This window comes from Paraburkholderia sp. JHI869, assembly GCF_038900775.1.
GTDB lineage: Bacteria > Pseudomonadota > Gammaproteobacteria > Burkholderiales > Burkholderiaceae > Paraburkholderia.
On record NZ_JAYMSC010000004.1, the window covers coordinates 309,441 to 335,744 of the forward strand.

The 26,304-nt window shown below is 65.6% G+C and carries 23 protein-coding genes and 1 pseudogene; 13 read left to right on the forward strand and 11 right to left on the reverse strand.

All coding sequences use genetic code 11. The features are described 5' to 3' along the window. Positions 1–11: 11 nt before the first annotated feature. Positions 12–884 (reverse strand): tRNA cyclic N6-threonylcarbamoyladenosine(37) synthase TcdA, encoded by an 873-nt coding sequence (gene tcdA, locus VSR72_RS10400; protein ID WP_342952291.1) that lies wholly within the window; start codon positions 882–884, stop codon positions 12–14. 151 nt (positions 885–1,035) lie between these two features. On the opposite strand from tcdA, the gene pdxH reads away from it, so the two are divergent. The 3 genes from pdxH to VSR72_RS10415 all read left to right on the forward strand — a co-directional run bounded on the left by pdxH (position 1,036) and on the right by VSR72_RS10415 (position 4,571). Beyond that, complete coding sequence (gene pdxH, locus VSR72_RS10405) at positions 1,036–1,677, forward strand: pyridoxamine 5'-phosphate oxidase (protein WP_342952292.1); 642 nt, start codon at positions 1,036–1,038, stop codon at positions 1,675–1,677. Between the two features lie 177 nt (positions 1,678–1,854). Beyond that, positions 1,855–3,069: a cyclopropane-fatty-acyl-phospholipid synthase family protein gene (locus tag VSR72_RS10410; protein ID WP_342952293.1), complete on the forward strand. Its 1,215-nt coding sequence runs from the start codon at positions 1,855–1,857 to the stop codon at positions 3,067–3,069. Positions 3,070–3,188: 119 nt separating this feature from the next. Beyond that, entirely contained in the window at positions 3,189–4,571 is a 1,383-nt protein-coding gene (locus tag VSR72_RS10415) for a DUF72 domain-containing protein (RefSeq protein ID WP_342952294.1), read from the forward strand. 37 nt (positions 4,572–4,608) lie between these two features. Here the strand turns inward: VSR72_RS10415 and msrA are convergent, their stop codons facing one another. Beyond that, positions 4,609–5,157 (reverse strand): peptide-methionine (S)-S-oxide reductase MsrA, encoded by a 549-nt coding sequence (msrA, locus tag VSR72_RS10420; protein ID WP_342952295.1) that lies wholly within the window; start codon positions 5,155–5,157, stop codon positions 4,609–4,611. A 189-nt stretch (positions 5,158–5,346) separates the two neighbouring features. Here msrA and VSR72_RS10425 point away from each other — a divergent pair, with 189 nt between their 5' ends. Next, positions 5,347–5,859 (forward strand): flavin reductase family protein, encoded by a 513-nt coding sequence (locus tag VSR72_RS10425; RefSeq protein ID WP_233880161.1) that lies wholly within the window; start codon positions 5,347–5,349, stop codon positions 5,857–5,859. A 33-nt stretch (positions 5,860–5,892) separates the two neighbouring features. Here VSR72_RS10425 and VSR72_RS10430 read toward each other — a convergent pair whose 3' ends face one another. After that, entirely contained in the window at positions 5,893–6,399 is a 507-nt protein-coding gene (locus VSR72_RS10430) for an Lrp/AsnC family transcriptional regulator (protein WP_028202039.1), read from the reverse strand. 130 nt (positions 6,400–6,529) lie between these two features. Between VSR72_RS10430 and kynB the strand changes: the two genes are divergently transcribed. The 3 genes from kynB to kynA are packed head-to-tail and all read left to right on the forward strand — an operon-like array spanning position 6,530 to position 9,443. Next, positions 6,530–7,159 (forward strand): arylformamidase, encoded by a 630-nt coding sequence (kynB, locus tag VSR72_RS10435; RefSeq protein ID WP_342952296.1) that lies wholly within the window; start codon positions 6,530–6,532, stop codon positions 7,157–7,159. Positions 7,160–7,219: 60 nt separating this feature from the next. Then, complete coding sequence (gene kynU / locus VSR72_RS10440) at positions 7,220–8,470, forward strand: kynureninase (protein ID WP_342952297.1); 1,251 nt, start codon at positions 7,220–7,222, stop codon at positions 8,468–8,470. A gap of 10 nt (positions 8,471–8,480) precedes the next feature. Continuing rightward, a complete protein-coding gene (gene kynA, locus VSR72_RS10445; protein WP_342952298.1) occupies positions 8,481–9,443 on the forward strand; it encodes a tryptophan 2,3-dioxygenase in 963 nt (320 codons plus the stop codon). Between the two features lie 77 nt (positions 9,444–9,520). Here the strand turns inward: kynA and purM are convergent, their stop codons facing one another. Continuing rightward, positions 9,521–10,582, reverse strand: a complete 1,062-nt coding sequence (gene purM, locus VSR72_RS10450; protein WP_342952299.1) for a phosphoribosylformylglycinamidine cyclo-ligase — start codon at positions 10,580–10,582, stop codon at positions 9,521–9,523. Positions 10,583–10,877: 295 nt separating this feature from the next. Between purM and hda the strand changes: the two are divergent. The 6 genes and pseudogenes from hda to panB all read left to right on the forward strand — a co-directional run. Further along, a pseudogene (hda, locus tag VSR72_RS10455) lies at positions 10,878–11,555 on the forward strand (DnaA regulatory inactivator Hda); the annotation flags it as partial. A 641-nt stretch (positions 11,556–12,196) separates the two neighbouring features. Next, on the forward strand, positions 12,197–12,883 hold the full coding sequence (locus tag VSR72_RS10460) for an HAD family hydrolase (protein ID WP_342952300.1): 687 nt from the start codon (positions 12,197–12,199) through the stop codon (positions 12,881–12,883). Continuing rightward, positions 12,880–14,499: a polynucleotide adenylyltransferase PcnB gene (gene pcnB, locus VSR72_RS10465; RefSeq protein WP_342952301.1), complete on the forward strand. Its 1,620-nt coding sequence runs from the start codon at positions 12,880–12,882 to the stop codon at positions 14,497–14,499. The genes VSR72_RS10460 and pcnB overlap by 4 nt, the downstream gene beginning before the upstream one ends. Before the next feature lie 72 nt (positions 14,500–14,571). Further along, entirely contained in the window at positions 14,572–15,111 is a 540-nt protein-coding gene (gene folK / locus VSR72_RS10470; protein ID WP_342952302.1) for a 2-amino-4-hydroxy-6-hydroxymethyldihydropteridine diphosphokinase, read from the forward strand. Next, the gene (locus tag VSR72_RS10475; protein ID WP_342952303.1) at positions 15,108–15,800 is read left to right on the forward strand and encodes a deoxynucleoside kinase; all 693 of its coding nucleotides are present in this window, start codon (positions 15,108–15,110) and stop codon (positions 15,798–15,800) included. The genes folK and VSR72_RS10475 overlap by 4 nt, the downstream gene beginning before the upstream one ends. A 72-nt stretch (positions 15,801–15,872) precedes the next feature. Next, the gene (gene panB / locus VSR72_RS10480) at positions 15,873–16,688 is read left to right on the forward strand and encodes a 3-methyl-2-oxobutanoate hydroxymethyltransferase (RefSeq protein ID WP_321928078.1); all 816 of its coding nucleotides are present in this window, start codon (positions 15,873–15,875) and stop codon (positions 16,686–16,688) included. A 90-nt stretch (positions 16,689–16,778) separates the two neighbouring features. Here the strand turns inward: panB and pabB are convergent, their stop codons facing one another. From pabB to hrcA, 7 genes are all read right to left on the reverse strand, one after another. Beyond that, positions 16,779–18,674, reverse strand: a complete 1,896-nt coding sequence (gene pabB / locus VSR72_RS10485; RefSeq protein ID WP_342952304.1) for an aminodeoxychorismate synthase component I — start codon at positions 18,672–18,674, stop codon at positions 16,779–16,781. A gap of 69 nt (positions 18,675–18,743) precedes the next feature. After that, complete coding sequence (gene dnaJ, locus VSR72_RS10490) at positions 18,744–19,877, reverse strand: molecular chaperone DnaJ (RefSeq protein WP_133182515.1); 1,134 nt, start codon at positions 19,875–19,877, stop codon at positions 18,744–18,746. A 282-nt stretch (positions 19,878–20,159) separates the two neighbouring features. Then, a complete protein-coding gene (gene dnaK / locus VSR72_RS10495) occupies positions 20,160–22,118 on the reverse strand; it encodes a molecular chaperone DnaK (protein ID WP_342952305.1) in 1,959 nt (652 codons plus the stop codon). 239 nt (positions 22,119–22,357) lie between these two features. Continuing rightward, on the reverse strand, positions 22,358–22,951 hold the full coding sequence (gene grpE / locus VSR72_RS10500; protein WP_342952306.1) for a nucleotide exchange factor GrpE: 594 nt from the start codon (positions 22,949–22,951) through the stop codon (positions 22,358–22,360). A 540-nt stretch (positions 22,952–23,491) separates the two neighbouring features. Further along, complete coding sequence (locus VSR72_RS10505; RefSeq protein WP_342952307.1) at positions 23,492–23,899, reverse strand: S4 domain-containing protein; 408 nt, start codon at positions 23,897–23,899, stop codon at positions 23,492–23,494. Positions 23,900–23,934: 35 nt separating this feature from the next. Then, complete coding sequence (gene hemH, locus VSR72_RS10510; RefSeq protein ID WP_342952308.1) at positions 23,935–25,002, reverse strand: ferrochelatase; 1,068 nt, start codon at positions 25,000–25,002, stop codon at positions 23,935–23,937. Positions 25,003–25,202: 200 nt separating this feature from the next. Next, the gene (gene hrcA, locus VSR72_RS10515) at positions 25,203–26,222 is read right to left on the reverse strand and encodes a heat-inducible transcriptional repressor HrcA (protein ID WP_342952309.1); all 1,020 of its coding nucleotides are present in this window, start codon (positions 26,220–26,222) and stop codon (positions 25,203–25,205) included. Positions 26,223–26,304: the final 82 nt, after the last annotated feature.

Here is a 26,304-nt window from a genome sequence, read left to right on the forward strand (position 1 = left end):
GCGGTCCGGGTTCAGCGCGTGTTGGCTCGATGCGCCAACGCCCGCAGCACATACGAGGCCGCCGCGAAACCAAAGCTCGCGGTCACGCACACACTCGAGCCGAAGCCCGCGCAGTTCAGCCCCACCGGACCGTGATGGCCCGGCGATGTGGTCACGTGCTCGGCCTCGGCGTCGATATCGCACACAGCCGCTTCCGGATAGATGAGCGGCTCGTCCGAATACACGGCGCTTACCTTGAACTTGGCCTTCGGCCCGCGCGGAAAGCCGTGCTGCTTGCGCAACTGGCCGCGCACCTTGGAAAGCAGCGGGTCCTGGATCGTGAGCGCGAGATCGTCGATGCGGATGCGCGTGGGGTCGAGCTGCCCGCCCGCGCCGCCCACCGTGATGAGCGGCACGCGGTGTTCGACGCACCAGGCGATCAGCGCGGTCTTGGTGCGCACGCTGTCGATGGCGTCGATCACATAGTCGAAGCCACCGCCCAGCAACTCGCCGAAGTTCGACGGCTCCACGAAATCCTCGACGAGACGCACATCGCAGGCCGGGTCGATGAGCTTGATGCGCTCGGCCATGGCCTCGACCTTGGGCTTGCCATAGTTGCCGTCGAGCGCGTGGATCTGGCGGTTGGTGTTGCTCTCGGCCACGTTGTCGAGGTCGATGAGCGTGAGCTTGCCGATCGCGCTGCGCGCTAGCGCCTCGGCGGCCCACGAGCCTACGCCGCCAATGCCGATCACGGCGACATGGGCGCGCTCGAACGCGTCGAGCGCGGGTGCGCCATAAAGCCGCGCGATTCCGCCGAATCGGCGGGCGCGGTCGGCAACATCGTCGGCAGGGCTCGGGGTAAGATCGACAGAGCCGGCGGCAGGGGAAATCGGGGTACTGGACATGGCGGTAGGCAATCGTAAGCGGACCGCTCGCACGCTGCTGTCGCGGTCCTCGCAAGACCCGTATTTTGCCTGATCGCGCCAAACGAGGCCGGGCGCCTCCGCTCCCTGCCTGTTCGATATACTTGTCCGCATTGAAGCGTCTGCATAAAAGATGACATCCCTCGCCGATCTCCGCAAGACCTACTCGCTCGGCTCGCTCGACGCCGCCGACGTCGATCCCGATCCGATCCGCCAGTTCCAGACCTGGTTTGCCCAGGCGCTCGACGCGAAGCTGCCCGAGCCCAACGCCATGACGGTCGCCACTGTCGACGCACAGGGCCGTCCCGCCGCACGCATCCTGCTCATCAAGGGCGTGGACGAGCGCGGCTTCGTGTTCTTCACGAACTACGAGAGCCGCAAGGGCCGCGAGCTGAGCGCGAATCCGCACGCAGCGCTTCTCTTTCACTGGATCGAGCTGGAGCGTCAGGTCCGCGTCGAGGGCAAAGTCGAGCTCACGAGCGCCGAGGAAAGCGACGCCTACTTCAACTCGCGCCCGCTCGGCTCGCGCATTGGCGCGTGGGCTTCGGAGCAGAGTACGGTGATCGCGAACCGCGAGACGCTCGAAGCACGCGAGCGCGAAATCGTGGCGCAGTATGGCGAGGCGCCGCCGCGCCCGCCGCACTGGGGCGGCTACCGGCTCGTGCCGCAGGCCATCGAGTTCTGGCAAGGCCGGCCGTCGCGGCTGCACGACCGCATCCGCTATACGCGTGAGAGCGCGAGCGCTGCGTGGAAGATCGAACGTCTCGCGCCTTGATCGCATGCGCGCGGCGTAAGTGCTTTACGCCGCGCGCATCTTGTCTTTCGTTTCATCGCTTTCGTTGCACGCCGTTCAGTAGCTCGCTGTTACCTTAACGCTGTTGCCAAAAAACCTGCATCGCAATTCGCTTTTGTCATTGGGCTTCAACCGTTCATCTGACATGGAGAGAAACGCATGTTCTGGGAGAAAAAACTCGCACAGTGGGTAGACGAAGTGCGCACGAAGGCCGACCTGCCCGCCCGCCTCGTGCTCTGGAGCGGACAGCAATACGACTTCGGCCACTTCGCCGCGCCTGCGGTCACGCTCAAGGTCAATAGCGCGTCGGCACTGCCGCTCCTGCTCACGCCGAGCCTCGACAATCTCGGCGAGGCCTACGTGAAGGGCAAGATCGACATCGAAGGCAAGCTCGCCGACATCATCAACATCAGCTATTTGCTCGCGCGCAACACCGTCACGAGCGCCGGCAAGCTTGCGCGCGTGCGCCGCTATTTCACGCACTCGAAGTCCACGGACAAGCAGGCCATCCAGTACCACTACGACGTCTCGAACGAGTTCTACAAGCTGTGGCTCGACGAGAACATGGTCTATTCGTGCGCGTACTTCGAGAACGGCGACGAAGATCTCGCCACGGCCCAGCTCAAGAAAATCGACCACATCCTCACGAAGATCCAGGTGAAGGAAGGCCACACGCTGCTCGATATCGGCTGCGGATGGGGCGCGCTCGTGTTGCGCGCGGCCCAGAAGTTCGGCGCGCGCTGCGTGGGCGTGACGCTCTCGCAGAACCAGTTCGATCTCGCCACCGCGCGCGTGAAGGCCGCCGGGCTCGAAGGCCGCATCGAGATCCGCCAGCAGGACTATCGCGACATCCAGGGCCAGTTCGACCGCATCACGAGCGTGGGCATGTTCGAGCACGTCGGGCGCAAGAATCTGCCGGGCTATTTCCACAAGGTCCACGACCTGCTCGCCGACGACGGCGTCGCCATGAACCACGGCATCACCTCGTCGGACGCCGAATCGGGCGAAACGGCGCTCGGCGGCGGCGAGTTCATCGACCGCTACGTGTTCCCCGACGGCGAGCTGCCGCACATCGGTCTCGCGCTCGAAGCGGCGCAGCGCGGCGGCCTCGAAGCGGTTGACGTGGAAAGCCTGCGCCGTCACTATGCGCACACGCTCGATTTGTGGGCGGAGAATTTCGAGGCGCGCGCCGAGGAAGCGAAACAGCTCGTCGACGACGAGAAGTTCCGCATCTGGCGCGTTTATCTGGCGGGTTGCGCGTACGCGTTCGAGCACGACGACGTGTCGATCTTCCAGATCGTCTGCCGCAAGGCCGGCCGCAGCGCGACAACGCTGCCGTGGTCGCGCCGGTATATGTACGAGAAGCCGCTCTGACGCGGGCGGCGGCGCGGCTCGCCGCGCCGCCAGCGAACCGACTGTTCCCGCAGTTGCGCCCGGCCCAGGCGGCTTTGCCCCACCACCGCCATCACGACGCCACTGCGCGACGCCACTGCATGAACGAACGCGACGACGGCCACGACCTGTTTGGCGACATGACGGGTGTGCCGGCCAACGACTCCGGCCGCGACGACGCCCGCCCGGCCACGCGCCGCAACGCGCCGAAAACCGAAGCCCGCGCCGAGCCGCAGCCCGACCTGTTCGGTTTCGCGGCACCGGTGCCCACGCCTGCGGTGAAACGCACCTCGAAATCCGCCACAACGCACGAAGACGACGCCGAAGTGCAAGCGCGCGACGAAAGCGAGCCGCGCCCCAAACCGCCGAAAAAGCCCACACCTAACCCCGACGCCCCCAAGCGCCGCGGCCGCGGCGTGCTGCCCGCCGTCGCGACGCAAGACACGCTCGACGTCGCCGCCGCGCTGCCTGCGAGCGTGCGCCTTGGCACCTCGTCATGGTCGTTTCCGGGCTGGCGCGGCATCGTCTACGGCGAGGACTACAGCCAGTCCAAGCTTGCCCGCGACGGCCTCTCGGCCTACGGCGCGCATCCGCTGCTGCGCTCGGTGAGCATCGACCGCTCGTTCTACGCGCCGCTCACCGTCACCGACTACCTGCGCTACGCACAGCAGGTGCCGGACCACTTCCGCTTCATCGTGAAGGCGCCGGCGCTCGTCACCGACGCCAGCGTGCGCGGCGAGCGTGGCGAGCCCGTTTCGGCGAACCCGTGCTTTCTCAACGCGGAGCTGGCCGCGCGCGAATTCGTCGAGCCGTGCCTCGCGGGCCTGGGCGGCAAGGCGGGCGCACTCGTGTTCCAGTTCCCGCCGCTGCCCGATCAGCTTCTGGCCGACCCGGCGGCGTTCGTCGAACGGCTCACGGCCTTCCTCGCCGCGCTGCCGCCACTGCCCCAATCAGCCGGGCCTGCCGCAGCCGGCGACGGCCCCTGCTACGCCGTCGAAATCCGCGACGCCATCCTGCTCACGCCGCGCTTCGTACGCACGCTGCGCGCCGCGGGCGTGCGCTACTGCGTGGGCCTGCACGCGCGCATGCCGGACCCGCTGCGCCAGGCCGCCGCGCTTGCGCTGATGGACGGCGAAGCCCCGGCCGGCCCGCTGATCGTGCGCTGGAGCCTGCACAGCGGCTTCAAGTACGAGCAGGCGAAGGCGCGCTACGAGCCGTTCGACAAGCTGGTGGACGAAGACCCGCACACGCGCGTGACGCTCGCGGAACTGGCCGCGCGCTACGCGATGGCGGGCCAGCCCGTGCTGATCACGACGAACAACAAGGCGGAGGGATCGGCGCCGCTCACGTGCGGGAAGCTCGCGCGGGCCATTGCGGACGAGATGGATCGGCTACGTGGGGAAATGGCGCTGGACGCCGCGCAAGACGCCACGCCGGACGAAGCACCGCCCGGCGCGCAAGAAGAACAACAAAACGAGGACTGAGACGCGGGGCGGCACCGAGGCCGCCCGCTTTTGCCACTTACTCTGCCTTGAGCCGGTGCGCGAACTTCTGGCGGAACTTCGCGACCTTCGGCGCGACCACAAACGAGCAATAGCCCTGGTTCGGGTGCTGTGCGAAGTAGTTCTGGTGATACGCCTCGGCGGGGAAATAGTTGCCGTCGAGCGGCAGCACCTGGGTGACGATCTTGCCGTCGTACACGCCTTCGGCGGCCAGCTCGCGGATCGCCTGCTCGGCCGTCTCGCGCTGCGCCTCGGAGTGCGTGAAGATCGCCGAGCGATACTGCGTGCCCACGTCGTTGCCCTGGCGGTTGACCTGCGTGGGATCGTGAATCGCGAAGAAGATGTCGAGAATCTCGCGATAGCTGATTATCGCGGGATCGAAATCCACCTTCACGACCTCAGCGTGGCCGGTTTCGCCGTCGCAGACCTGCTCGTAGCCCGGGTTTGCCACGTGGCCGCCCGCGTAGCCCGATTCCACCGCGTTCACGCCCTCCACGCGCAGATACACCGCCTCCAGGCACCAGAAACATCCGCCGCCCAGGGTGGCCGTTTCGACTGTCTGACTCATGCTGTTCGCTCCTTTGATCGTGGCTGCGGACGCAATGGCGGACACAACTGCGCGGTGCCCCGCGCGACCCGCCATCCGCCGCTTCCGCTAAAATTGTGACAATTCGCCGAATTTCCACATGACGTTGATCCCGATTTCTGCTCCCGCCGCCGCGCGCGCGGCCCGCGCTGTCCGTATAGGCCTGCACCGATGACCCGCCGCGCCACCCCGCCCAATTTCGACGACGGCGCATTCCGCCGCGCGCTTGGCCAGTTCGCCACCGGCGTGACCGTGATCACGACGCGCGCGCCGGACGGCACGCTCATCGGCATTACGGCCAGTTCGTTCAACTCGGTCTCGCTCAATCCGCCGCTCGTGCTGTGGAGCCTCGCCACGCGCTCGGCATCGATGCCCGTGTTCCGCTCGAACAGCCATTATGTGATCAATGTGCTCGCCGCGTCGCAGCTCGACCTGTGCAAGCGCTTTGCGACCGTGAAGGGCGACCGTTTCGAGGGCGTCTCGCACGCGGCCGGCGACACCGGCATGCCCGTGCTGGACGGCGCGATCGCGTGGTTCGAGTGCCACAACCGCAGCCGCTACGACGAAGGCGACCACGTGATTTTCGTCGGGGAAGTGGAACGCTGCGGCGTGCGCGAAGACGGCACGGACGCTTCGCCGCTCGTGTTCCACGGCGGCGCGTTCCACCAGCTCCAGTCGCTTTGATCCGGCGCGGGGCGCACGTCCCCGCGTTCCCGTTTATGCCGGCGCGCTCTTCGGCTCGCGCTGCGCGATCAGATCCACGGGCACGCCCACTTCCACCTTGAGCGTCGTGAGCACGATGTTCGAGCGGATGTCCATCACGCCCGGCGCCTTATACAGCTTGTTGAGCACGAAGTCCGAGTAGTGCTTGAGGTTGTGCGCGAGCACGCGCAGCAGGTAGTGCGTCTCGCCCGTCACCACATACGCCCCCACCACCTCCGGCCAGTCGCGCAGCGCCGTGACGAAACGCTCGTGCCAGCTTTCCTGGTCGTTGCGCATCGACACCTGCACGAACGCCTCCATCTCGAAGCCGAGAATCTCCCGGTTCAGGCTGGCGCGGTAACGCTCCACCACGCCCTGCTCCTCGAGCAGCCGCAAACGGCGCAGGCACGCCGATGGCGAGAGCGAAATGCGCTCCGCCAAATCGAGATTGCTGATCCGCCCCTCATTCTGCAGCACGGCGAGAATACGGCAATCGGTAGCATCAAGCGAGATTGCGTTCATATTTGGTCTCCATTCCCGTCTTAAGACAAATTATGTGCCAACAACCGAAGTTTGCGGCGTTTTTTTCGCAAGCACATTTCGCGGGGAGTTGCCTATCATTCGAAGCATCAGGAGACGAAGCAACTTTGAGATGACACAGATCAAAGACATTTCCCCGCGGATTCACCCCGAAACGCCCGTCTGGCCCGGCGATACGCCCGTTGGCGTCGAGCGCGTGTGGCGCATGGAGGCGGGCTCGCCGGTCAACGTCGCGCGCGTGACGCTTTCGCCCCACACCGGCGCGCACACGGACGCCCCGCTGCACTACGACGCCGAAGGCGCGCCCATCGGCGAAGTGCCGCTCGACACGTATATCGGCGCGTGCCGCGTGATTCATTGCGTGGGCGCTGCGCCGCTCGTGCTGCCCGCGCATGTGGAAGGCGCACTGCCAGGCATCCCGCCGCGCGTGCTGCTGCGCACTTACGCGCACGCGCCGCAGGACCACTGGGACAGCAAGTTTTGCGCCGTCGCGCCGGAAACCATCGATCTGCTGGCCGCGCACGGCGTGCGGCTGATTGGCATCGACACGCCTTCGCTCGACCCGCAGGAATCGAAGACGATGGACGCGCATCACCGCATTCGCGCGCACGGCATGGCGATCCTCGAAGGCGTCGTGCTCGACGACGTAGCCCCCGGCGACTACGAACTCATCGCGCTGCCGCTTAAGTTCTCGACGCTCGATGCGAGCCCCGTGCGCGCCGTGCTGCGCGAGTTGCCTTAAGTTGCCTCAAGCCGCCGCCGACTGAATCCCCTCAATCCGCCACACAACGAAACGTTAGACATGAACGACCGCAACGAAGCCCTGGCAGCCGATCGCGCCGATCCGCTCGCCGCCCTGCGCGAGCAATTCACGCTCGCGGCCGGCACCATCTATCTCGACGGCAACTCGCTCGGCGTGCCGCCCTCGGCCTCGGCCGCGCGCGCGCAGGCCGTGATCGGCGGCGAATGGGGCGAAGGCCTCATCCGCAGCTGGAACACGGCGGGCTGGTTCGCCATGCCCAAGCGTCTGGGCAACAAGCTCGCGAAGCTGATCGGCGCAGCGCAAGACGAAGTGGTCGTCACCGACACCATCTCGATCAACCTCTTCAAGGCGCTTTCCGCCGCGCTGCGCGTGCAGAACGCGCGCGACCCGAAGCGCCGCGTGATCGTCTCGGAGCGCTCGAACTTTCCGAGCGACCTGTACATCGCGCAAGGGCTCATCGAACAACTCGACCGCGGCTACGAGCTGCGCCTCGTCGACGATCCTTCCGAGCTGCGCGCCGCGATCCGCGAAGACGTGGCCGTGGCGATGATCACGCACGTGAACTACCGCACCGGCGAGATGCACGACATGCGCGCGCTCACCGAGCATATTCACGCGCAGGGCGCGCTCGCACTGTGGGATCTCGCGCATTCGGCGGGCGCGGTGCCTGTGGACCTGAACGGCGCGAATGCCGACTACGCCGTGGGTTGCACGTACAAGTACCTGAACGGCGGCCCAGGCTCCCCCGGCTTCGTGTGGGTGCCCAAGCGCCATCAGAGCGCGTTCTCGCAGCCGCTCTCGGGCTGGTGGGGCCACAAGAAGCCGTTCGAGATGAGCCCCGAGTACCGCCCCGACGACGGCATCGCGCGCTTTCTCTGCGGCACGCAGCCGATCATTTCGATGGCGCTCGTCGAATGCGGTCTCGACGTGTTCCTGCAAACCGACATGCAGGCCATCCGCCGCAAGTCGCTCGCGCTCACGGATCTCTTCATCGAACTGGTCGAGACGCGCTGCAAGGAGTACGGCCTCACGCTCGTCACGCCGCGCGCTCACGCGGATCGCGGCTCACACGTGAGCTTCGAGCATCCGCACGGCTATGAGGTGATGCAGGCGTTGATCGCGCGCGGCGTGATCGGCGACTATCGCGAGCCGCGCGTGCTGCGCTTCGGCTTCACACCGCTGTATCTGCGCTACGTCGACGTGTGGGACGCCGTGGAGACGCTGCGTGACGTGCTGGCCACCGAAGCCTGGCGCAAGCCCGAATTCGCCGAGCGCGGCGCGGTAACCTGAGGAGCGGCAGATGAACGATCACATGCAGATTCCGGGTATGCCCGACGCGGGTGAAACCGCGAGTGAAGCCGCCGGCGCCGCACGCGGCGGCTGCCCGTTCGGGCACGGCACAGGCGCGCCCGCTCCCGCGACGCAAGCACCAGCGGCTGAGGGCGAAGGCTGGCACGAGGCGCAGCTCGACTTCTCGAAGTCGATGAGCTACGGCGACTACCTCGCGCTCGATGCCGTGCTGAACGCGCAGCATCCTTTGTCGCCCGATCACAACGAGATGCTGTTTATCGTCCAGCATCAGACGAGCGAGCTGTGGATGAAGCTCGCGCTTTATGAGTTGCGCGCGGCGCTGGCGAATGTGCATCGCGATGCGCTGCCGCCTGCGTTTAAGCAGTTGGCGCGCGTATCTCGGATCATGGAGCAGCTCGTGCAGGCGTGGAATGTGTTGTCCACACTCACGCCCTCCGAATACACGGCCATGCGGCCGTATCTAGGCGCGTCGTCGGGCTTCCAGTCTTACCAGTACCGCCAGATCGAGTTTCTGCTCGGCAACAAGAACGAACAGATGCTCAAGCCGCACGAGCACCGGCCCGAAATTCTCGAGCAGGTGAAAGCGACACTCGAAGCGCCATCGTTCTATGACGAAGTGATCCGCCTGCTCGCGCGGCGCGGCTTTGCGATCGCGCCCGAACGCCTGAACCGCGACTGGACGCAGCCCACTACACACGATGCCACGGTCGAAGCCGCATGGCTGGAGGTGTATCGCAATCCTTCGGAGTACTGGGATTTGTACGAGATGGCCGAAGAGCTCGTCGATCTCGAAGACGCGTTCCGCCAATGGCGTTTCCGCCACGTGACGACAGTCGAGCGCATCATCGGCTTCAAGCAGGGCACGGGCGGCACGAATGGCGCGCCGTATCTGCGCAAGATGCTCGATGTCGTGCTGTTTCCCGAGCTTTGGCACGTGCGTACGGTGCTGTAACGCAAATCGCCGCGCCCAAAAGCAAAAATGCCCGCCAATCGATGGCGGGCATTTTTTTGCGCCGGAACGCGTGAGGCTTAGACCACCACGGTCTGCGCTTCGCCTTCCTTGCTTTCGCGCACGAAGCCGATCTTCCAGACCTGCTCGCCAGCGGCTGCCAGCAGCGCAGCGGCTGCATCGGCTTGATCCGCCGCCACAACCACCGCCATGCCGATGCCGCAGTTGAACACGCGGTGCATTTCCGCATCGGCGACGCCGCCGTGCTTTTGCAGCCACGTGAAGAGCGGCGGCAGCGGCCATGCGGCGTGATCCAGCTCGGCCGTGAGGCCGTCGCGCAGCACGCGCGGAATGTTTTCGACGAGACCGCCGCCCGTGATGTGCGCCATGCCCTTCACGGTGATGGTTTCCATCAGCTTGAGCAGCGGCTTCACGTAGATGCGCGTGGGCGCCATCAGCGCGTCGGCGAGCGAGCGGCCGTCGAAGTCGGCGGCGAGGTCCGGCTGCGCGCGCTCGATGATCTTGCGCACGAGCGAGAAGCCGTTCGAGTGGATGCCGCTCGAGGCGAGGCCCAGCACAACGTCGCCCGGGGTGATCGTGCTGCCGTCGATGATCTTGCTCTTTTCGACCGCGCCCACCGCGAAGCCCGCGAGGTCGTACTCGCCGTCGGGGTACATGCCCGGCATTTCAGCCGTTTCACCGCCGATCAGCGCGCAGCCCGAAAGCTCGCAACCCTGCGCGATGCCCTTCACGACCGTGGCCGCCGTGTCGACATCCAGCTTGCCGCAGGCGAAGTAGTCGAGGAAGAACAGCGGCTCGGCGCCCTGCACGAGGATGTCGTTCACGCTCATCGCGACGAGATCCTGGCCGACCGTGTCGTGTTTGTTCAGATGAAACGCGAGACGCAGCTTCGTGCCCACGCCGTCGGTGCCCGAAACCAGCACGGGCTCCTTGTACCGCTTCGGCACTTCGAAGAGCGCGCCGAATCCGCCGATGCCGCCCATCACGCCTTCGCGCAGGGTCTTCTTCGCAAACGGCTTGATGCGGTCGACGAGCGCGTCGCCCGCGACCATGTCGACGCCAGCGTCGGCGTAGGAGAGGCCTTGTTCCTGATTAGCGGGGCCGGATTTCGGTTGATTCATGGGGAAGCGCCAGAAGGTCGGTAAAATGCGATTTTAACCGATTGACGGCGCCCCGCCGCCGCGGGTGGAGCGAGATTTGGAACGCGCCTGCCCTGCGCCTCACGACCGGAAACCGAGTTTTGCCGCAGAACACACCGTACTTCGCACCGCATTTTGCACCGCAGCCGCGTCGGGCCGCTCTCTGGACCGGGTCCGCGCTCGCCCTCGGCAACGTGCCGCGGCGCTCGCGGCCCAGTGATCTCCGCAGTTCTCACGAGAGCACGCTTCACTAGAACCGATTCCGTCCAGACACACCGTGCAGCGACAGTTAACGCTCGATCTCGGCACCCCGCCGCCATCGACCTTCGACAACTTCCATATCGGCGCCAACGCCGAGCTGGTCGCGCGCCTGCGCGGTCTGGACGCCGCGCTCATGGCGGGCCCGATCGCCGATCGCACGTTCTACGTCTGGGGCGAACCGGGCAACGGCCGCAGCCACCTGCTGCACGCGCTCGCCGACGAAGCGCCGCCGGGCCACGTGCGCTATCTGGGCCCGCAAAGCGCGCTGGCCGCGTTCACGTTCGATCCGCGCGTGACGATCTACGCGGTGGACGACTGCGACTCGCTCTCGGGCGCCCAGCAGATCGCGCTATTCAACCTGTTCAACGAGGTGCGTTCGTACCCCGCATGCGCGCTCGTCGCGACGGGCAATGCGCCGCCGATGGGTCTCGCCGTGCGCGAGGACCTGCGCACGCGCCTGGGCTGGGGACTCGTGTTCCACCTCGCGCCGCTCTCCGACGAGGGCAAGGCGGCCATCCTCAAGCTCGCGGCGCGCGAGCGCGGCATTGCGCTGGCCGACGACGTGCCCGCCTACCTGCTCACGCACTTCCGGCGCGACATGCCGAGCCTCATGGGCTTGCTCGATGCGCTCGACCGCTTCTCGCTCGAACAGAAGCGCGCGGTGACGCTGCCGCTCCTGCGCGCGATGCTCGCCAAGGGCGTGGGCGATCTGGTCGGCGTAGCGAGCACGCTAGCGGCGGAAGACGTGCTTTCCGGCGAAGAACCGGCGCAAGCGGACAGCGCAGACGAAGATGAAGGCGGCGACGCCGAGGCGCAAACGCAACCCGCCGAAGACGACGAGCATTCTGCAACACCGGAGCTCTTCTCGAGCGAGCCGGAACCGCCAGCCGCAGAGCCCGACGACGCCCAGCCCTACGAGGCCCCGAAAGCACCGGCATTGCAGACGCGGTCATCTGCGCCCGCGCCCTTCGACAAACCGACTGACAACGTCGAAGGCGAATTGGGGGCCAAATATCGTCACGTCGTCCACAAGGAACTGGGCACCGAGCTCAAGGGCGAAGTCGAAGCCGACGTGAGCAACGAAATGAGCGGCGAGCTGCGCGGCGATCTCGATGCGCCGGACGCAAGCGCCGCGAACGCTGGCGAAGCGCCGAAAGAAGCATCGGCAGACGCCCCGGCATCGGCACCGCCCGATCCGGCCAAAGCGCAAGACACCGAACCGCCCGGCGCGTGCGACACGCCCTCCGGCCCCGAATCCCCCGCGGACCCCGCCGCGCCAACGCCGCCCGCCGGCGGCGGCACCGGCGTCCCCCGCTTCAAGTAAAATGAGCGCCCATGGCTAACCTTGCACTTTTTGACCTCGATCACACCCTGATCCCCACCGACAGCGACCACGAATGGGGCCGCTTCATGGTGAAGCTCGGCATTGTCGACGGCGAGCGCTTTGCGGAGCAAAACGACCGCTTCTACGCCGACTACAAGGCCGGCAAGCTCGACATCCACGCTTACCTCGTCGCCATGCTCACGCCGCTCGCGAAATACTCGCGCGCGCAGCTGAAGGAGTGGCACGACCAGTACATGCACGAGGTGATCAAGCCGACCATCCTGCCGAGCGCGGTCGAGCTCGTGAAAAAGCACAAGGAAGCGGGCGACCTCTGCTGCGTGGTCACGGCCACCAACGAATTCATCACGGCGCCCATCGCCGAGGTGTTCGGCGTGGACAAGCTGATCGCGTGCGAAGTCGAAACCGTGGACGGCCATCCAGCATCGGCCTTCACGGGCCGCCCGACGGGCACGCCGAGCTACCGCGAAGGCAAGATCGTGCGCGTCGAGCAGTGGCTCGCCTCGCTCGGCAAGAGCCTGTCGGACTTCGAGCACAGCTACTTCTATAGCGACTCGCACAACGACATCCCGCTGCTCGAAAACGTCACCGACCCGATCGCCACCAACCCCGACGACACCCTGCGCGCTCACGCGCAACAAGCGGGCTGGCGCATTCTCGATTTGTTCCAAGCCCAGTGATCAAGAAACTCATCCGCAAGCTGTTCGGCCAGGACGACGCCGAAGCGGCGCAAGACACCGAAGCCCCCGCCGCCGACCCGCACACCGCCTCGCATGAAGTTGCAGGCACCACCCGCGCGCGTCGCAAGCCGGCCAGCGCGCAGAAAGCCACGAAGCCGCGCGCAGGCAAAGGCGCGCCCGATCCGGCCACGCCCGTCATCCTTTCGGCGGACATCCACGGCATCAATCCCGCGCTCATCTCGCGCAACGCGGTGCGCGTGACCGAAGGCCTGCAGCAAGCGGGTTTCCGGGCGTTCATCGTGGGCGGCGCGGTGCGCGACCTGCTGCTCGGCGTCGCGCCCAAGGACTTCGACGTGGCCACCGACGCCACGCCCGACCAGGTGCAGAAGCTGTTCCGCCGCGCGCGCATCATCGGCCGGCGCTTCCAGATCGTGCACGTGCAGTTCGGCCAGGAAATCATCGAAGTGTCGACGTTCCGCGCACTGGTGGACGCTCCGCCCGCCGATGCAGCGCCCGCTCCGGCGCCTGCCAAGCGCATGCGCCGCGACGAACTCGACCGCAAGACGCACGCCGTGGATGCGAGCGGCCGCGTGCTGCGCGACAACGTCTGGGGCGAGCAGCACGAAGACGCCACGCGCCGCGACTTCACGATCAACGCGATGTACTACGACCCGGCTACGCAGACGGTGCTCGACTATCACAACGGGATGGCCGACATGCGTGCGCGCCTGTTGCGCATGATCGGCGACCCGGCCACGCGTTACCGCGAAGACCCGGTACGCATGATGCGCGTGGTGCGTTTCGCGGCGAAGCTCGGCTTCGAGATCGAAGAGCACACGCGCGAGCCGATCACGAAGCTCGCGGACCTCATCAACAACGTGCCGGCGGCGCGTCTTTTCGACGAGATGCTCAAGCTGCTGCTCTCGGGCCACGCGCTCGAGTGCCTGAAGTGGCTGCGCAAGGAAGGGCTGCATCACGGCCTCCTGCCGCTGCTCGACGTGATTCTCGAGCAGCCGCAGGGCGAGCGTTTCATCACGCTCGCGCTCTCGAACACCGACGCGCGCGTGCGTGCGGGCAAGCCTGTCTCGCCTGGCTTCCTGTTCGCCACGCTGCTTTGGCACGACGTGCAGCAGCGCTGGCAGCAGTACACGGCCGCGGGCGAAATCCCGGTGCCGGCGCTCCATCGCGCGATGGACGACGTGATCGACGCGCAAACGGAGAAGCTCGCGATCCATCGCCGCTTCTCGTCGGACATGCGCGAGATCTGGGGCCTGCAGCTGCGCCTCGAAAAGCGTGGCCGCGGCGCGATCAAGCTGCTGGAACACCAAAGATTTAGAGCGGGGTATGATTTCCTCCTGCTGCGCTGCGAATCGGGCGAGCTGGACGCCGAAGTCGGCCAATGGTGGACGGACTTCATTTCCGGCGACAACGCCGCGCGCGAAACGCTTCTCGCGCAAGGCGGCAAGGAACGCTCGCCGCGCAAACGCCGCCGCCGCGGCGGCGCGAAGAGCCGCAAAACGGGCGAAGGCGCTGGGTCGGAAGCCGGCACGGCCGGTGACGAGCAGGAAGCCAGCAGTGCAGACTATGACGGCCAAGCCGGTCCGCACGAGGACTGACGCCGTGGGGCGTCGCGGCATGCCGCGACGCACACGTGTCGAACCGCAACAACAGTCGCAGGAAGTGAAGCCATGACGGTTGCCTGGCTGGGAGTTGGCGCGAATCTGGGGGATGCGCGCCAGACCCTCAAAGACGCGGTGGTGTGCCTCGCACAACAGCACACCCTCACCGTCGTCGCCAAATCGAGTCTGTACCGCACCGCGCCCATCGACGCGGGCGGCGACGACTATTTCAACTGCGTCGTGAAGATCGAGACGAGTCTCGACGTGCACGCGTTGCTGGCGCTGTGCCAGCGCGTGGAGCATCACTTCGGCCGGGAGCGTCCCTTTCGCAACGCGCCCCGCACGCTCGACATCGACATCCTGCTTTTCGGCGACTACACCATCGGCGAACCCGACCTCGTCGTGCCGCACCCGCGCATGACGGGCCGCGCGTTCGCGCTCGTGCCGCTCGTCGAGATCGATCCCGAACTCGTGATTCCGGGCCAGGGGCCCGCCAGTGCGTTCCTCGCCGCCGTGGCCGACCAGCGCATCGAGAAGGTCAAGCCGCTGTGCCAGTGCATGGGCGCGGCACCTGCGCCGGACACGCCGCCCTCCGGCAACTGCCGATGAGCACGACACCCCTGCCCGTCGTCAGCGCGCGCGCCACGCGGCCAGCGGCGCTCCAGTACATCGTGATCGAAGGGCCGATCGGCGCGGGCAAGACCACGCTCGCCACGCGTCTGGCCGAGCGCTGGTCGATGCAGACGCTCTTCGAATCGAACGCCGAGAATCCGTTTCTGGAGCGCGTGTATCGCGATACGGCGCCGTCGTCGCATGCGCTCGCGGCGCAGTTGCATATCGCCTTGCAGCGCGAGCAGCTTTCGCGCGAAGTGGCCGCGCGCCGCGGAACCGGCGCGGCGCTCGTGACGAACTTCCTTGCCGAACGCAACGACCTGTTCGCACGCCTCACCCTCGCTGAAGACGAACTGCCGCTTTACCGTGCGCTCGCCTCGCGGCTCACGTCGTCCGCTCCCGCGCCCGACCTCGTCGTCTATCTGCAGGCGAGCCCCGAGGCGCTGTACGCGCGCATCCAGAAGCGCGCAGTGCCGCGCGAGCTGTCTATCTCGAGCGCGTTCCTGCGTGCGCTCTGCGACAGCTACAACGATTTTTTCTATCATTACGATCATGCGCCGGTGCTCACCGTCGGCGCGGAGCATCTGGATCTGCTCGATTCCGATGCGGACCTCGCGCTCGTCGTCGAACGTATCGAGACGATGCGCGGCCGCAAGGAATCGTTCGTCAAGGGCACGTCGCTATAGCTTGTCGCGCCGACCGGCGCGATCGAGCGGCGCAGCCCCTCTCCCGTTTTCCCTTTCCCAACGGATTTCCCCATGACTTACCTGCAGGAAACGAGCCGCAGCGCGGTCACCGTGCCCAAACTCCAGGCCATGCGCGACGCGGGCGAGCGCATCGCCATGCTGACCTGCTATGACGCAAGCTTCTCCGCGCTGTGCGACCGCGCGGGCGTCGATACGGTGCTGATCGGCGACTCGCTCGGCAACGTGCTTCAGGGCCACACGACGACGCTGCCCGTCACCATCGACGACATCGCGTATCACACGGCGTGCGTGGCGCGCGCGCAAACCAAGGCGCTGATCATCGCCGACTTGCCGTTCGGCACCTTCGGCACGCCCGAAGACGCGTTCGCAAACTCGGTGAAGCTCATGCGCGCCGGCGCGCAGATGGTCAAGATCGAAGGCGGCGAATGGCTCGCGCCCACAGTGAAGATGCTGGTGGAGCGCGCCGTGCCCGTGTGCGCACATATCGGCCTCACGCCGCAGTCGGTGCATGCGTTCGGCGGCTTCAAGGTGCAGGGCAAGAGCGACGCGGCCGCCACGCAAATGATTCGCGACGCGCTGGCGCTGCAGGATGCGGGCGCGCAACTCGTGGTGATCGAGGCCGTGCCCGCGGCGCTCGGCGCGGAAGTCACGAAGCAGTTGCGCATTCCGACCATCGGCATCGGCGCGGGCGTGGACTGCTCGGGCCAGGTGCTCGTGCTGCACGACATGCTCGGCATTTTCCCCGGCAAGCGGCCGCGCTTCGTGAAGGATTTCATGACGGGCCAGCCCGACATCGAATCGGCTGTGCGCGCGTATGTGCAGGCCGTGAAGGAAGGCACGTTCCCAGGACCCGAGCACGTGTTCTGATCCCTTGGTTTTGCTTGGCAGAATGAAAAAAGCGCGCTCCATGTGGAGCGCGCTTTTTTTTGTGGTGCGCCGTGATGCGCTACGGCCGCATCAACGAATCAAGCGTGCCGGCACGGCGCCGCGCAGCGCATTCGTCAGCAGCAAAGCTTCGGCGTTGAGCACGTCGTCGCGCGTGAGCACGCGCTCCTGTGCGCCGAGCGCCTCATCGTCGAGCAGCACGCCACGCATCACGCCCGGCAGCACGCCTGACGCGAGCGGCGGTGTGAACCACGCGCCTTCGCGCTTCACGAACACGTTAGAGCGGCCGCCTTCGGTCAGCTCGCCGCGTTCGTTGAAGAACAGCATGTCGAAACCGCCCAGCGCTTCGGCCTCGCGCCATGCCCGATCGAATTCGGCGCGGCGCGTGGTCTTGCGCAGCAAGAGCGCGTCGGCGGATTCGGTCGGTTGGAAGCCGTGATCCGGCGCGAGCAGCACACCTACGGTGTCTTGCGAAAGTGCCGCAAGCGGCGCGCTGGTGAGCGTAGCCGCCCCGCTCTTGCCGAGTGCAAGGCGCACGCGGTGTGGCGCGTGATCGTCTGCAAACGTGGCGCAGGTTTCGTCGATGCGCGTGCGCAAGGCCTCGACATCGCACGGAAAACCGAGCCACGCGGCACTCGCCGCGAGTCGCGCGAGATGACGCTCGACGTGTCGCACGCCTTCGGCGCGCGTCGCGTACATCGTTTCGAAGCATTCGATGCCCGGATCGGCGTCGGTCAGAAAACGGGCTTTCAAGCGGCACTCCTCATATTCGTCAGCGGCCACGCTGTCGAGCACGATGCCCGCGCCCACGCCCATTTCGCCGCGCCGCGTGGCTGCCGCCCCCCTGGAGGGCGCCTCGAGCGTCAACGTGCGGATCACAACCGAGAGGCAGAAGTCACCGCAACTTTCATCTTTAGACGGTGCTTCGAGCCAGCCTATTGTGCCCGTGTACAGCCCGCGTGGCGCATGCTCGAGCGCTTCGATCAGCTCCATCGTCCGGTGCTTGGGCGCACCCGTGATCGAGCCGCACGGAAAGAGCGCACGCATGGCGTCGGCGAACGTCGTGCCGTCGCGCAGCGACGCTTCCACGGTCGAGGTCATCTGCCAGACGGAAGCGTAGGGTTCCACGCTGAAGAGCGCCGGCACGCGCACCGAACCGGTTTGCGCGACACGCGAGAGGTCGTTGCGCAGCAAGTCGACGATCATCACGTTTTCGGCGCGGTTCTTCGGATCGCCTGCGAGAAAACGCGCCGCGGCGGCGTCTTGCTGCGCATCTGCGCAACGTGCCGCCGTGCCCTTCATTGGTTTCGCGCGCAACGTTTTGCCGTGCTTCTCCACGAAAAGCTCCGGCGAGCACGAAAGCACCCAGCGGTCGCCCGGCAACGCGATCAGCGCGCCGTAACGCACGCGCTGACGCTCGCGCAAGCGCCGGTAAAGCGCGAGCGGCGAACCGTACGCTTCGAAGCCGAGCCGGTATGTGTAGTTGATCTGATACGAGTCGCCCGCGCGCAAAGCGTCCTGGACAGCGGCGATGTCCTGCTCGAAACGCTCGCGATCGACGCCGATCGTCACGCCCGCCACGCCTGCTGGCGCCGGTGCGTCATTGCCCTCTTGCGCGGCGAGCCACGCATCGGCTTCCTCACGCGAGAGCTTTTCGCAGCGTTCGAACAACAAAAAACGCAGCGCGGCGTGGCCGTGCTGCGTTTCGATGGATGAGGCGGTATCGCGCTTTGCGAATTCGAGCGTGCGCCCGAACTCGTAGTCGCCGATCACGAGCGCATGAAGTCCCGCACCCAGTTCGGCGTTCACCTGCGCGCACATCGCGTCGAGGTCCGCCGCGCGCTCGCAAGCAAGTTCGCGCACGAACCCCGTATAAAGGCGGCTCGAACGGCTAGCCGCCGTCGAGTCGCCGTCGTCGAGCAGCGCGAACATCGCGACACCCGTCGCGCCGCCAGGATTGACTGCCATTGCGATCACTACCTGCTACTGCGTGTTGATGCCGAAAAACGGAAGCCGAAAAAGCGCATCAATCGCGCATCAATCGAAAAAGCTCTTCACGCGGTCGAACCAGCTCTTGCTTTGCGGGCTGTGGCGCGAACCGCCTTCCACGAGCGACTTTTCGAATTGCTGGAGCATTTCGCGCTGGTGATCGGTGAGCTTGACCGGCGTTTCCACCTGGACATGCACATAGAGATCGCCGGCGATGCTCGAACGCAGGCCCTTGATGCCCTTGCCGCGCAGACGGAACGTCTTGCCCGACTGCGTGCCTTCAGGCACCGTGAAGCTCGCGCGGCCCGCCAGCGTCGGCACTTCGATCTCGCCGCCCAGCGCCGCCGTGGTGAACGGAATCGGCATCTGGCAGTGGAGGTCGTCGCCGTCGCGCTCGAACACCGCGTGCTGCTTGATGTGGATCTCGACGTACAGATCGCCCGACGGCCCGCCGTTGATGCCAGGCTCGCCGTTGCCGGCCGAGCGAATGCGCATGCCGTCGTCGATGCCCGCCGGAATCTTCACTTCGAGCGTCTTGGTTTCCTTAACCTTGCCCGCGCCGTGGCAGTTCGTGCACGGCTCAGGAATGTAGGAACCCGTGCCGTGGCACTTCGGGCAGGTCTGCTGGATGCTGAAGAAGCCCTGCGACATGCGCACCGAACCCGAACCGTGGCAGGTCGGGCAGGTTTCGGGCTTCGTGCCGGGCTTCGCGCCCGAGCCGTGACAGACTTCACAACCGCTCCAGCCCGGCACGCGGATTTGCGTCTCGTAGCCGTGCGCCGCCTGCTCCAGCGTGATTTCCATGCTGTAGCGCAGGTCCGCGCCGCGATACACCTGCGGGCCGCTGCGCTGGCCGCCGCGGCCGCCAGCCGCCTGGCCGAAGATATCGCCGAAGATGTCGCCGAAAGCGTCCGCGAAACCGCCGAAGCCCTGCGCGCCCGCGCCGCCCATATTGGGATCGACACCGGCGTGCCCGTACTGGTCGTAAGCCGCGCGCTTTTGCGAGTCCGACAGCATTTCGTAGGCCTCTTTGGCCTCCTTGAAATGCTCTTCCGCATCCTTGTTGTCCGGATTGCGGTCGGGGTGGTACTTCATCGCGAGCTTGCGATACGCCTTCTTGATTTCGTCGTCGCTCGCGTTCTTCGCGACGCCCAGAACCTCGTAGTAATCCCGTTTCGCCATATCGGTTCAACGCCGGCCGTGTGCTTCGCGGCCCACGCCGGCTCCTCTTGAATGCTGGATCTGGTGACCCGTTTGCCGTTCCTTCGAACATCCGCACGAGCGCTTCTCACGCCGCGGCGGCCCCTGAAAGAGAACGGCCTCCATAAAACAAATGTGCCCGGAGAGCCAGAAGGCTCGCCAGGCGCTGCAATGCTGACACGCATCGTAACCGATGCGGCCGCTTTCGTAGCACCACGACCGTTCGCTGATCAGGCGAAACGGTCATGGCCGCCACGAACCGGCTTAGTCCTTCTTGACTTCCTTGAACTCGGCGTCGACCACGTCGTCCGCGTTGTTCTGCGCTGCCTGCTCGGCACCGGCTGCACCTGCGGCACCCGCACCGGCTGCACCGGCCGCGCCTGCCTGCTGTGCCTGCATGTCGGCGTACATCTTTTCGCCGAGCTTCTGCGACGCAGTGGAGAGCGCCTCGACCTTCGCCTCGATCGTCGCCTTGTCGGCCGACGAGCTCTTCAGCGTTTCTTCGAGGTCCTTCAGCGCGGCTTCGATCGCTTCCTTCTCGCTGGCTTCGATCTTGTCGCCGTACTCGGCCACGGCCTTCTTCGTGCTGTGAACCAGTGCGTCGCCCTGGTTGCGCGCATCGGCCAGCTCACGCAGACGGTGATCTTCTTCCGCGTTCGCTTCGGCGTCCTTCACCATCTTCTCGATTTCGGCTTCCGACAGACCCGAGTTCGCCTTGATCGTGATGCGGTTTTCCTTGCCGGTCGCCTTGTCCTTCGCGCCGACGTGCAGAATACCGTTCGCGTCGATGTCGAAGCTCACTTCGATCTGCGGCACGCCGCGCGGTGCGGGCGGAATGCCTTCGAGGTTGAACTCGCCCAGCAGCTTGTTGCCCGCTGCCATTTCGCGTTCGCCCTGGAACACCTTGATCGTCACGGCCGACTGGCTGTCGTCCGCCGTCGAGTAGACCTGTGCGTGCTTGGTCGGGATCGTGGTGTTCTTGTTGATCATCTTCGTCATCACGCCGCCGAGCGTCTCGATACCGAGCGAGAGCGGGGTGACGTCGAGGAGCAGCACGTCCTTGCGGTCGCCCGACAGAACCTGGCCCTGAATCGCGGCGCCAACGGCCACGGCTTCGTCCGGGTTCACGTCACGGCGCGGGTCCTTGCCGAAGAACTCCTTCACCTTTTCCTGCACCTTCGGCATACGCGTCTGGCCGCCGACGAGAATCACGTCGTCGATGTCGCCGACCTTCACACCTGCGTCCTTGATCGCCACGCGGCACGGCTCGATGGTGCGCTCGATCAGGTCTTCGACCAGCGCTTCCAGCTTGGCGCGCGTGATCTTCAGGTTCAAGTGCTTCGGACCCGAGGCGTCTGCCGTGATGTACGGCAGGTTGATTTCGGTCTGCTGGCCCGACGAGAGTTCGATCTTGGCCTTTTCAGCGGCTTCCTTCAGGCGTTGCAGCGCGAGCACGTCCTTCGAGAGGTCGACGCCCTGCTCCTTCTTGAACTCGCCGATGATGTAATCGATGATGCGCTGGTCGAAGTCTTCGCCGCCGAGGAACGTGTCGCCGTTGGTCGAGAGCACTTCGAACTGCATTTCGCCGTCCACATCCGCGATTTCGATGATCGAGATGTCGAACGTGCCGCCGCCGAGGTCGAACACGGCGATCTTGCGGTCGCCCTTTTCGGCCTTGTCCAGACCGAACGCGAGCGCGGCTGCCGTCGGCTCGTTGATGATGCGCTTGACTTCCAGACCGGCGATACGGCCGGCGTCCTTGGTGGCCTGACGCTGGCTGTCGTTGAAGTACGCGGGAACCGTGATCACGGCTTCGGTGACCGGCTCGCCGAGGTAGTCTTCAGCGGTCTTCTTCATCTTGCGCAGCACTTCGGCCGAAACCTGCGACGGCGCGAGCTTCGAGCCATGCGCTTCGACCCAGGCGTCGCCGTTGTCGTGCTTGACGATCTTGTAGGGCATCAGGCCGATGTCCTTCTGCACTTCCTTCTCTTCGAAGCGGCGGCCGATCAGGCGCTTGACTGCGTAAAGCGTGTTACGCGGGTTCGTGACCGACTGGCGCTTGGCCGGCGCACCGACCAGCACTTCGTTGTCGTCCATGTAAGCGATGATCGACGGCGTCGTACGTGCGCCTTCCGAGTTCTCGATCACCTTGACCTGATTGCCTTCCATCAGCGCCACACACGAGTTCGTGGTGCCGAGGTCGATACCAATGATTTTGCCCATTTTTGTCAAATCTCCAGAATTTGGTCGCTGTGCGGACGCCGCTTTCGCGCTGCGCAGGTAACTGCATGCTCGAGCCGCGTTTTCCCTTGTGCGCGGCTGGCGTCCACTTCAATACGGAACTGCTGCCCAAATAAGTGCCGTTACGGCGATTTCAAGGGGTTTGGGCTATGCGTTCCATCATTTTTTTCAATCGCGGGGCCGTTTTCTTCATTCCGGCCGCCGCGTTCCTTGCATTTGTCTTACTTCGGTGCCGAAACGGTCACGAGCGCCGGACGCAGCACGCGGTCGGCGATCACATAGCCCTTTTGCAGCACGCTGACTACCGTGTTCGCATCCTGCTCGGACGGCACCATCGAGATGGCCTGGTGGCGGTGCGGGTCGAACTTCTCGCCCACGGGGTTGATCGCGAGGACACGGCCCTTCTCGAGCGCGCCGCTCAGCTGCTTGAGCGTGAGCTCGACGCCCTCATTGACCTTGGCGAGGTCGTCCGAGTTATGGGCGAGCGCGGCTTCGAGGCTGTCCATCACCGGCAGCAGATGCTCGGCGAAGTTTTCGATCGCGAACTTGTGCGCCTTGGCGACGTCTTCCTGCGCGCGGCGGCGGACGTTCTCCGTCTCGGCCTTGGCGCGCACGAAGGCGTCCTGCAATTCGGCGACCTTGGCTTGCGCTTCGGCCAGTGCAGCTTCGGCCTCCACAGCAGCGTTCTGGTCCACGCCGCCCTGGGCTGCCGCCTGCTGGGCCGCGTCGGCCGCTTGCGGCTGCTGGGCTGCTTGCGACGCCTCGTCCGCGGGCGTGGGGTTCTGGCTCGTCGGGTTCTCTTGCGTGTTTTCCATGTCGCTGAACGTCGTTGAATAGTGAAAAAGGGAACAAAGCTTCGGGCGCCTTGGCGCGGGCCTCACTGCTCTCGCCGACGACCGTTGTGCCGGCGCGACAGAGGCTTTGTACATTGCGACAGCACATGGGTGCCGGATCGCTTGTTTCAAGGGGCTCTCGTGGCTTTTTTATACACAGGCCGAAGCCGCGAAATCGCCAGTTACAACCATTACTGCACCGCCGCAAAAATGAAATTGAGTAAGGGACATCCCTGACCTACACTCAGGAATGGATGCTGCTCATGGCGTGTTTACCCTGAAGGCAGCATCGCACCGAACAGGCCCGGATCCAGCCGATCTTCTATTAAACGAACGCGCTAACCGGGCCTCGAAACTGGCCGTTTTGCCGCGATCCCTAGGGGAGTACCGTGAAACTGACCTTTGCCATATCGGTGGTCGCTCTGGTACTCATCGCCGGAACTACGACCATCTGCATGTCGGGCGCCGTGAACGAAAACACGACGGAATACGGGGGCGTGCACGCTACGATGGAAGCGCTCTTCAGCCCTCACGCGAAAGTTTGTCGATAGTGCGGCGGTCGCGCTTGGTCGGCCTGCCCTGCAACACGGCAGCCGGTTCGCGAAAGAGCCGGCGCCGGTCCTGCTCCACCGCGCGCCTCTCGCGCCCGGCTTCGGTTTCCGCATAAAGCGTCTGCGCGATGCTGGCAGGGCCGCGCACGTCGCAAATCCCCAGCACTTGCACTTCCCACACCACGTGATCGATCTCGATTTCGACGAGGTCGCCCACGCGCACGTCCTTCGACGCCTTCACGGCGTCGCCGCCAATGCGCACGCGCCCCTTGGCCACGGCGTCGGAGGCGAGCGAGCGCGTCTTGAAGAAACGCGCCGCCCATAACCATTTATCGATGCGCAGCCGCGCGCCAGGTTCAGTCGAAATCTTGTAGTTCATCAGATGCTTTCCAGATGCGCGGCTCGGTTCGCTGGTCAAGCCGCCGCGCCTGCGTGCGCCGCGGCCTGCACAGGCCAGCCCTGCAGGTGCTGCGCAACGATCTCGCCCAGCGCCGCAATCCAGGCGTGCGAAGCGTTCAGGCACGGAATACGGTGGAACTCCTTGCCGCCGCCGTGCAGGAATTCATCGCGCACTTCCATGCCGATTTCCTCGATGGTTTCCAGGCAATCCGCCGTGAAACCGGGGCAGAACACGTCCGCACGACGCACACCGCCCGCGCCCAGTTCCCGCAGCGTGGGCGCTGTGTACGGCTGGAGCCACTGCGCCCGCCCAAAGCGCGACTGGAACGTCACCCGGCATTCGACCGGTGTCAGCTCCAGCGCGTGCATCAGGAGCGCGGCCGTTTGCTGGCACTGGTCGTGGTACGGGTCGCCGAGGTCGAGCGTGCGGCTTGGCACGCCGTGAAAGCTCAGCACGAGGCGGTCGCCCGCCGCGAAATTCGGCTTGCCGTGTGCGTGCCAGTACTGATGCACCTGCGCCGCGAGCGCCGCGATGTAAGCCGGATGGTCGTGATAGCCACGCACCGTGCGGATTTCCGGCTGGTTGCGCATGCGGCGCAATGCAACGAAGGCCGCGTCGAACGCCGTGGCCGTGGTCGACGCCGCATACTGCGGGTACATCGGCATGAGCAGAATGCGTTCCGCGCCCGCCAGCTTGAGCTGGTTCAGCATCGCCGGAATGTCGGGCGTGCCGTAGCGCATCGCGAAATCGACGAGGACCGTGTAGTCGTTGATCTGCAGCAGATGGCGCAGGCCGTCGGTCTGCTTTTGCGTGTGCACGCGCAGCGGCGAGCCCTCGGGCGTCCAGACCGCCGCGTACTTCTTCGCCGAAGAGCGGCCGCGAAACGGCAGGATCAGCGCGCGCAGGATGACCTGCCAGACGGGCGCAGGAATCTCGACCACGCGCGGATCGGAGAGAAACTGCGCGAGATAGCGGCGCACAGCGCGCGGCGTGGGCGCGTCCGGGGTGCCCAGGTTAATGAGCAGCACGGCGACGCGATGCGCCGCGGCGGACTGCGAAGGCCGCTCCAGGTCGAAACGCATAGGCGATCAGTGGCGCCGCGCGAATGCGCAGCAACGGTTGCACGAAACAAACATTATAGCGGGCGGTCCTGGCGGGCCAAACCGACCCGTAGTGCCATGGAGCTGCACATTGCGCGTTGGCCATTCGGCCGATGGCGCGCGCCGCGCCTTTCGGGGATGATCTTCGGGAAGGCAGGTGTGCCCGATGCCCGATGCGGCGCTCAGTTCTGGCTGAGCGTGAGCGAGAGCAGGCGCGCGGTGATATCGACGATCGGGATCACCCGGTTGTACGCCATGCGCGTCGGCCCGATCACGCCGAGTGTGCCGACGATCTTGCCGTTCACCTCGTAGGGGGCCGTCACGACGCTCATTTCCTCGATCGGCACGAGTTGCGACTCGCCGCCAATGAAAATCTGCACGCCCTGCGCGTGGCTCGAGACGTCGAGCAGTTGCAGGAGGCTGGTTTTCTGGTCGAACACGTCGAAGAGCTTGCGCAGGCGCGCCATGTCCGAAGAAAGGTCGGCGACTTCGAGCAGGTTGCGCTCGCCGGAAATGAGCAGGGTGTCGCCGCCTTCGGGCTCCTCGGTGCTCGCGGTCACCGCCGCGTGCATGAGCGTGGTCATGTCGCCGCGCAGCGCGTCGATTTCCTCGCGCAGGCGGCGACGCACCTCGTCGAACGACAGGCCCGCGAAGTGCGCGTTGATGTAATTCGAGGCTTCAATGAGCTCGGAAGGCGAGAAGTCGCGCTGCGTCGCCATGATCCGGTTCTGCACGTCGCCTTCGGGCGTCACGATGATGAGCAGGATGCGCTTGTCGGACAGGCGCATGAACTCGATCTGCTTGAACACGTGGCTGCGCCGGGGCGTGAGCACCACGCCCGCGAACTGCGAGAGGTTCGAGAGCACGCTGGCCGCCGCCGCCACCACTTTCTGCGGCTCGCCGGGGCGCAGCGTGGTCTTCACCGCGCGCGTGACCGCGTCGTCCTCGGAGCCGGGCTCGACGGTGAGCATGGTGTCGACGAACAGGCGATAGCCGCGCGGCGTGGGCACACGCCCGGCCGAGGTATGCGGGCTGGACACGAGACCCAGCTCCTCGAGATCCGACATGACGTTGCGGATCGTCGCCGGGCTCAGCTCCAGGCCGGAATAGCGCGACAGCGTGCGCGAGCCGACCGGCTGACCTTCGGCGATGTAGCGCTCGATCAGCGTCTTGAGGAGGGTTTGTGCGCGGGGATCTAGCATGACTCAAAATTTTAGCCTAATGGCGCTTTGGCCGCGAGTGCGCCGCCAGGCCGGGCCCGGCGGGCAGGTCCGCAGCGCGGGG